Origin of the sequence: Rhodopseudomonas sp. (assembly GCF_048594845.1) — a bacterium.
GTDB lineage: Bacteria > Pseudomonadota > Alphaproteobacteria > Rhizobiales > Xanthobacteraceae > Rhodopseudomonas.
Map to the genome: position 1 here is coordinate 1 of NZ_JBMDXE010000236.1, position 4350 is coordinate 4350.

Here is a 4350-nt window from a genome sequence, read left to right on the forward strand (position 1 = left end):
ACGGTGCTCGCGGCCCATCCTTCGAGGCCCACCGCACCGCGCACAGCGCGGCCCGGCGGGCACCTCAGGATGACGGCAGAGCATGTTGTCAGCTCATCAGCTCAGGCCAGAGCGGCTTATCGCCCCGTAAACCGGGCCGTGCGCTTCTCAACGAACGCCGCGGCGCCTTCGCGAAGATCCGCGGTGACGAAGGCCTGGCCCTGACGCTCGGCCTCATTGTCGAGCGTGTCGGCCAGCGTCGCATCCCAGGCGCGTTCGATCTGCTGCTTGATCAGACCGATGCTGATCGGCGGACCGTTCGCGAGCTGCTCGGCAATCGCCATCGCTTCGGTCATCAGCGCCGCGTCATCGATGGTCTGGAAGATCAGGCCCCATTCCGCCGCCTGCTCGGCGCTCAGCGGCCGGCCCAGCAAGGCCAGCGCACGCGCCCGCGCGACGCCGATCGAGCGCTGCAGGAATAGCGAGGTGCCGGCGTCGAGCGCGGCGCCGAGCTTGACGAAGCTGAGTACGAATTTCGCCGAACGCGCCGCCAGCACGATATCGCCGGCGAGCGCGAGGCCGACGCCGGCGCCGGCCGCGGGGCCGTTGACGGCGACCACGATCGGCTTGTCGGCGCTACGCATCTTCTCCAGCAACGGGCTGAGCTCGGCGCGCATCCACGGCGCGACGTTGGCGCCGGACTCGAAGGTTGCGCCGCCGAGCTGCGCGCCGGCGCAGAAGCCCTTGCCGGCGCCGGTGAGCAGGATCGCCCTCACCGCCGTATCCGCCAACGCGCCGTCGAGCGCCGCATTGAGATCGGCGAGCAGCCCGGGACGCATCGCGTTGTACTGATCGGGATTATCGAGCGTCAGCACCGCGACCGCGCCGCGCGTTTCCGACTTCACCCACGCCATACCGTGTCCCCTCACCTGCTCTATGCTGCGTCCGCTTACAGCGACCGCGCGATCAGCAGCTTCATCACTTCATTGGTGCCGCCGTAGATCTTCTGGATGCGCGAATCCACGAACATCCGGCCGATCGGATATTCCTGCATGTAGCCGTAGCCGCCATGCAGCTGCAGGCACTCGTCGACGGTCTCGACCTGCTTCTGCGTCGTCCACCACTTCGCCATCGACGCCGTCACCGCATCAAGATCGCCGGCGATCAGCCGCTCGATGCAGAAATCGACGAACACGCGGGCGATGAACGCTTCGGTCTTGCGCTCGGCGAGCGTGAAGGCGGTGTTCTGAAAGTCCAGGATCGGCTGGCCGAACGCCTTACGCTCGCGCGTGTAGTCGGTGGTGAGCTTGACCGCGCGTTCCATCGCCGCGACCGCGCCGACCGCGATGATCAGCCGCTCCTGCGGCAACTGCTGCATCAGCTGGACGAAGCCCTTGCCCTCCTCGCCGCCGAGCAGATTCTCCTTCGGCGCGATCGCGTTCTCGAAGAACAGCTCCGATGTGTCGGAGGCGTGCAGGCCGATCTTGTCGAGGTTGCGGCCGCGCTTGAAGCCGGGATTGTCCTTGGTCTCCATCGCAATCAGCGACAGGCCCTTGGCGCCCGGCCCGCCGGTGCGCGCCACGACGATGATCACATCGGCGTTCTGGCCGTTGGTGATGAAGGTCGTCTGGCCGTTGATGACGTAGTTGTCGCCTTCGAGCTTCGCGGTGGTGCGCACGGCCTGCAGGTCCGAGCCGGTGCCGGGCTCGGTCATGGCGATGCCGCCGATCAGTTCGCCGCGCGCCATCGCCGGCAGCCAGCGCTGCTTCTGCTCTTCCGAGCCGTAGTTCAGGATGTAATGCGCGACGATGCCGCTCGACACGGTGACGCCGGACAGCGCCTCCGGCACGATCGACTCCATGTCTTCATAGATCGCCGCGTCATAGGCGAAGCTCGCACCGAGCCCGCCATAGGCCTCGGGGATGCTCGGCACCAGCGCGCCCATCTCGCCGAGCTTCAGCCAGGCGGAGCGATCGACCATCTTCTGCTTGCGCCATTTTTCGGCGTGCGGCGCGAGATCCTTTTCCAGGAACTTGCGAAACTGGTGGCGGAAAGCCTCCAGCTCTTCGGTCATCCAGGGCGATCGATACTGCATTTTTCCTCGCTACAGAATAAGTCCGCCGCCGCACACGACGACCTGCCCACTGATGTAGTTCGATTCCGGGCTGCAGAACAGATAGACTGCGTCGGCCGCCTCCTCGGGCGTGCCGCCGCGACCGAGCGGGATCATCCGCGCCATCGCGTCGAGCATCTGCGGCTGCACGCCGACCTTGATGTCGCGGCCGGCGACGTCGATGGTCTTCTGCTGCGCCTCGATCGGCTGCGTCAGCCGCGTGGCGATCAGGCCGAAGGCGACGCAATTGACGTTGACCTTGTAGCGACCCCATTCCTTGCACAGCGTCCGCGTCAGCCCGATCAGCGACGCTTTCGCCGACGAGTAGCTCGCCTGCCCGGCATTGCCGTAGAGCCCTGCGATCGACGAGATGTTGACGACCTTGCGGAACACTTCATGCCCTGCCTCGGCTTCCTTCTTGGCGAAGATGCGGATCGGCTCGGCGGCGGCGCGCAGGATGCGGAACGGCGCCACCAGATGCACGTCGAGCATCGCCTGGAACTGCTCGTCGGTCATCTTCTGGATCGTCGAGTCCCAGGTGTAGCCGGCATTGTTGACGATGATGTCGAGGCCGCCGAACTGCTCGACCGCCGCGCCGACGAAGCGATCGGCGAAGCCGGGCTCCGACACGCTGCCGTTGATGGCGACAGCGTCGCTGCCCATTGCCTTGATCTCGGCCGCGACGGCATTGCCCGGCGCGTCGTCGAGATCGTTGACGACGACGCGCGCGCCCTCGCTGGCGAGCTTGAGCGCGATGGCGCGGCCGATGCCGCGACCCGATCCGGTGACCAGCGCCACCTTGCCTTGCAGTTTGGCCATTCGTTTCCCTCCACTATTATTTAGTAACAGTCGTCATGCCAGGGCATCCACGCCTTCTGAAGCGGCAACCGTCATCGCCCGGCTTGACCGGGCGACCCAGTATTCCAGAGCGTTCCTGTTAACATGTGCGCTCTGGGATACTGGGTCCCCCGCATGCGCGGGGGATGACGGCCTCCGTCGTGAAGGACGTGGATGGCCGGGACAAGCCGGCCATGACGGATAGGTGATATTAGAGAGCCACCACGGCTTCGCCGGCGAGCTTGGTTTCGCCGTGCTGATCCTTGGTGGTGAGTGCGATGCGGGCGCGGCGTTCGCCGCCGGCTTCGAACAGCTCGGCGACGGTGCCTTCGCAGGTCAGTTCGGCGCCGACTTGCGTGATCGCGGCGAAACGGGTCGAGAAGCTGCGGATGCGGTTCGGCGGAAACGCGTCGCTCAGCGCCTGGCCGAGATAGCCCATCACCAGCATGCCGTGGCTGAACACGTCGGGAAATCCCGACGCCTTGGCGAAGTCGATATCGACGTGGATCGGATTGTGGTCGCCGGAGGCGCCGCAATACAGCGCAAGCCGGTGGCGGTTGATCGCGGGGACGCGCTTGTGGACGATGCGGTCGCCGACCGTGGGGGAAGTTGTCATGTCCATCATGTCGGTCATCCGTTGCGCACCACGATGGTCCGCGTCGTATCGGCGACGTGAACCCCGTGCTGATTGGTGACGGTGGTTTCGACGCCGATCAGCGTCATTGCGCCGCCCTTCTTGTCGGTGACGCTGGTGACCCGCGGGCTGAAGGTCAGGGTGTCGCCGACCATCACCGGGGCATGGTAGGTGAAGCTCTGCTCACCATGCAGCACCCGGCCGAGATCGATCTGAAGCGCAGTGAGAAACTCGAACGGTTTTTCGTTGTCGAGCATCTCGAGGCAAAACAGATAGGTCGGCGGGATCGGCGGAGCCGCGAAGCCTTCGCCCTTGGCCGTAGCGGCGTCGCGATAAACCGGAGTGGTCTCGCCGAGTGTGTCGAGGAAGTAGCGCAGCCGTCCGGCTTCGACATGGGCGGTCACCGGCGTGAACCGGCGACCGACAGCGGATTGATCGACCATCAGATTTGCCTCACGCGCGCTCGTACAGTGTCACCACGCAGGCGCCGCCGAGACCGAGATTGTGCTGCAACGCGCGCTTGGCGCCGTCGACCTGGGTCGCCTCCGCGGTGCCGCGGAGCTGCCGGGTCAGCTCGTAGCATTGTGCGAGGCCAGTGGCGCCGAGCGGATGGCCTTTCGACAGCAGTCCGCCCGACGGGTTGGTGACGAACTTTCCGCCATAGGTGTTGTCGCCGTCGGCGATGAACTTCTCGGCGCCGCCTTCGGGGCAGAGACCAAGCGCCTCGTAGGTGATCAACTCGTTATGGGCGAAGCAGTCGTGCAGCTCGACGACGTCGACGTCGTCC

General features: G+C 65.7%; 6 protein-coding genes. All 6 read right to left on the reverse strand.

All coding sequences use genetic code 11. The features are described from left to right. Positions 1 to 116: 116 nt before the first annotated feature. Entirely contained in the window at positions 117 to 893 is a 777-nt protein-coding gene (locus ACOJTD_RS15200; RefSeq protein WP_420133731.1) for an enoyl-CoA hydratase-related protein, read from the reverse strand. A gap of 35 nt (positions 894 to 928) precedes the next feature. Further along, positions 929 to 2074 carry an acyl-CoA dehydrogenase family protein gene (locus tag ACOJTD_RS15205; protein WP_420133732.1) on the reverse strand — a complete coding sequence of 382 codons (1146 nt, stop codon included), beginning with the start codon at positions 2072 to 2074 and terminating at the stop codon, positions 929 to 931. A 9-nt stretch (positions 2075 to 2083) separates the two neighbouring features. Further along, positions 2084 to 2911 carry an SDR family NAD(P)-dependent oxidoreductase gene (locus tag ACOJTD_RS15210; RefSeq protein WP_420133733.1) on the reverse strand — a complete coding sequence of 276 codons (828 nt, stop codon included), beginning with the start codon at positions 2909 to 2911 and terminating at the stop codon, positions 2084 to 2086. Positions 2912 to 3140: 229 nt separating this feature from the next. Further along, the gene (locus tag ACOJTD_RS15215) at positions 3141 to 3563 is read right to left on the reverse strand and encodes a MaoC family dehydratase (RefSeq protein WP_420133734.1); all 423 of its coding nucleotides are present in this window, start codon (positions 3561 to 3563) and stop codon (positions 3141 to 3143) included. After that, on the reverse strand, positions 3560 to 4006 hold the full coding sequence (locus tag ACOJTD_RS15220; RefSeq protein WP_420133735.1) for a MaoC family dehydratase N-terminal domain-containing protein: 447 nt from the start codon (positions 4004 to 4006) through the stop codon (positions 3560 to 3562). The genes ACOJTD_RS15215 and ACOJTD_RS15220 overlap by 4 nt, the downstream gene beginning before the upstream one ends. Before the next feature lie 10 nt (positions 4007 to 4016). Next, positions 4017 to 4350 (reverse strand): thiolase C-terminal domain-containing protein (locus ACOJTD_RS15225; protein ID WP_420133736.1); only part of this gene is annotated, 334 nt, incomplete at its 5' end.

Coding starts and splice junctions, on each gene's coding strand:
- ACOJTD_RS15200 (WP_420133731.1), bottom strand. CDS start 893: ATGGCGTGGGTGAAGTCGGAAACGCGCGGCGCGGTCGCGGTGCTGACG.
- ACOJTD_RS15205 (WP_420133732.1), bottom strand. CDS start 2,074: ATGCAGTATCGATCGCCCTGGATGACCGAAGAGCTGGAGGCTTTCCGC.
- ACOJTD_RS15210 (WP_420133733.1), bottom strand. CDS start 2,911: ATGGCCAAACTGCAAGGCAAGGTGGCGCTGGTCACCGGATCGGGTCGC.
- ACOJTD_RS15215 (WP_420133734.1), bottom strand. CDS start 3,563: ATGACCGACATGATGGACATGACAACTTCCCCCACGGTCGGCGACCGC.
- ACOJTD_RS15220 (WP_420133735.1), bottom strand. CDS start 4,006: ATGGTCGATCAATCCGCTGTCGGTCGCCGGTTCACGCCGGTGACCGCC.